This window comes from Clavibacter lycopersici (genome assembly GCF_003576405.1).
In the GTDB taxonomy this organism is placed as follows: Bacteria; Actinomycetota; Actinomycetes; order Actinomycetales; family Microbacteriaceae; genus Clavibacter; species Clavibacter lycopersici.
Map to the genome: position 1 here is coordinate 1 of NZ_QWGT01000333.1, position 2,243 is coordinate 2,243.

At 74.0% G+C, this 2,243-nt stretch carries 2 protein-coding genes; one reads left to right on the forward strand and one right to left on the reverse strand.

What is annotated here, in order from left to right:
* Positions 1 to 76 precede the first annotated feature (76 nt).
* Complete coding sequence (locus DZG00_RS14700) at positions 77 to 1,285, reverse strand: extracellular solute-binding protein (protein ID WP_233549202.1); 1,209 nt, start codon at positions 1,283 to 1,285, stop codon at positions 77 to 79.
* Between the two features lie 112 nt (positions 1,286 to 1,397).
* On the opposite strand from DZG00_RS14700, the gene DZG00_RS14705 reads away from it, so the two are divergent.
* Positions 1,398 to 2,243: LacI family DNA-binding transcriptional regulator (locus DZG00_RS14705; protein ID WP_147360036.1), on the forward strand; the 846-nt coding region annotated here is incomplete at its 3' end.

Here is a 2,243-nt window from a genome sequence, read left to right on the forward strand (position 1 = left end):
CCGGCGCGGCGGGCCTCCGGGGAGACCCGCCGCGCGCGCACGGCCGGTGCGGCGGGAGCCGCGGTCCCGACGGCCGTCACTGCCCGGGGACCTTCTGGTCCCAGAGGTTCGACATGTCCGACGCCATCTTGCTGTAGTAGCCGGGGCGCAGCGTCGAGGGGTCGGCCGAGGCGAACTGGGCCTTCAGGTCCTCGGGCACCTGGTCGAGCGAGATGACGGGGTACCCCGCGATGGTGCTGGCGATGATGCCCTGGCCCTCGGCGGAGAGCACGTAGTCGGCGAGCTCCTGCGCGACGTCCGCGTGCTCGGCCGTCTTCGGGATGCCGAGGAAGGACGCGCTGCCGGTGAAGGCGGGGTCGGAGATCTGCGCGTACTTCACGGTCGCGGGCAGCGTGCCCGACTTCTGCGCCGTGATGACCTGGTCGCTCCAGACGGGGGCCATCTCGATGGCGCCCGTGCCGAGCAGGTCGAGCACCTGGTTGTTGCCGTTCGGGTAGACGCCGCCCTGGTACATGGAGGCGTTCAGGCCTTTGAGCTCGTCGAAGCCCGCGTCCCAGGCGCCCTCGAGCGACTGGTCGTAGCCGGTCGTCATCTTCTCGCGCGTGGCGTCGTCGATGTGCGTGTCGAGGACCGTCGTGACGAAGGCGGCGCCGGATCCGCCGGTGGCCGGGGAGTTGTAGGCGAACTCGCCGGGGTTGGCCTGGATCCAGGAGAGGAGGTCCGCGAGCGTCTTCGGCGGGGTCTGCACCTTCGTGGAGTCGTAGGCGAGGAGGACGGACGAGGCGCGGTAGGGGATCCCGAAGCCGCCGCCGGACTGCACGGTCGTCTCCGGCACGGTCGCGAGGTTCGGGATGGTGTCGGCCGAGACGGGCGCGAGGAGCCCGCCGGAGCCGGCCGCCGCGGTGAAGCCGGCGTCGATGAGGTCGTAGCCGGGGTCGGATCCGCCCTGCACCGAGCTCGTGAGCGTGGCCATGGTCTGCGCGTCGTGCTCGCCGTGGAGGTCGAGGGTCGTGGTGACGGACGCGCCGGGGTTCGCCTTCTCGAACGCCGGGATGATCCCGTCGTCCCAGAGGGCCTGGACGTTGGTGTCGCCGGAGATGAAGACGCGGACGGTGCCGGATGCGTCGGTCACGGCGTGGTTCTGGGCCTGGGCCTCGGTGCTCGTGGTGGGAGCGCAGCCGGCGAGCGCGACGGCGGCGGACGCGGCGGCGGCGAGGGCGAGGAGGGAACGGCGGGGGATCACGGGTCGGGTGTCCTTCTGCTGGGGGAGCGATGCGGATCGCATCGTTTCGATGGTGCGGGCCGACGGTGGCCCGGGAGTGAACGAGGCGTGGCGATCGGGCTCCCCGGCGACGAACGCGCGCGGCGTCCCGCGCCCGCTGAATAGGGTGAGGCGCATGAGGAGGAACTCGCCGCGCACCTCCGTGACCCTCGCCGACGTGGCCGCCCTCGCGGGCGTGTCCACCTCCACGGCGTCGCTCGCGTACCGCAGCACCGGCTCGATCACGCCGGCCACGCGCGCCCGGATCCTGCGCGCCGCCGCCAGCATCGGCTACGCGGGCCCGGATCCCACGGCCAGGTCCCTGAAGAGCGGCCGCTCGGGCATCGTGGGCGTCGTCGTCGCGGGCAGCATCCGCCGGGCGTTCCAGAACCCGGTCGCGCTCGCGACCATGGCGGGCCTCAGCGAGGCGCTCGACGAGCTCGACGTGGGACAGCTGCTGCTGCCGGGCCGCCGCGAGCCGCGCGAGGGATCCGCGCCCCTGCTCGAGGGCATGCCCGTCGACGCCGTCGTCTTCCTCACCCGCGGCGAGGAGGTGGACGCGCTCCTGCCCGGGCTGCGCGCACGCCGGATCCCCATGGTCGGCGTGGAGGGTCCGCACGGGGAGGGCGTCGCCGTGGTCGACATCGACGACGCCCGCGGCATGGGCGAGCTCGCCCGCCACGTGCGCGACCTCGGCCACCGCCGCGTCGCCGTGCTGATGCGCACGACGCGCATCGAGGAGGACGGCCCGCCCGGCCCCGTGCTCCCGGTGGGCCGCGACCTCGAGGCCATCGTCAACCGCACTATCCGCGAGCGGCTCCGCGCCGTGCGCAGCGTCTTCCCCGACGCCGTCCGCGTCGAGGCGGGCGGGCGCGACCTCGAGGCGGGGGAGCGCGCCGCGGGCGTGCTGCTCGACCTGCCGTCGCGGCCCACGGCGATCCTCGCCCAGAACGACATGCTCGCCGCGAGCGCGCTCCGGGCC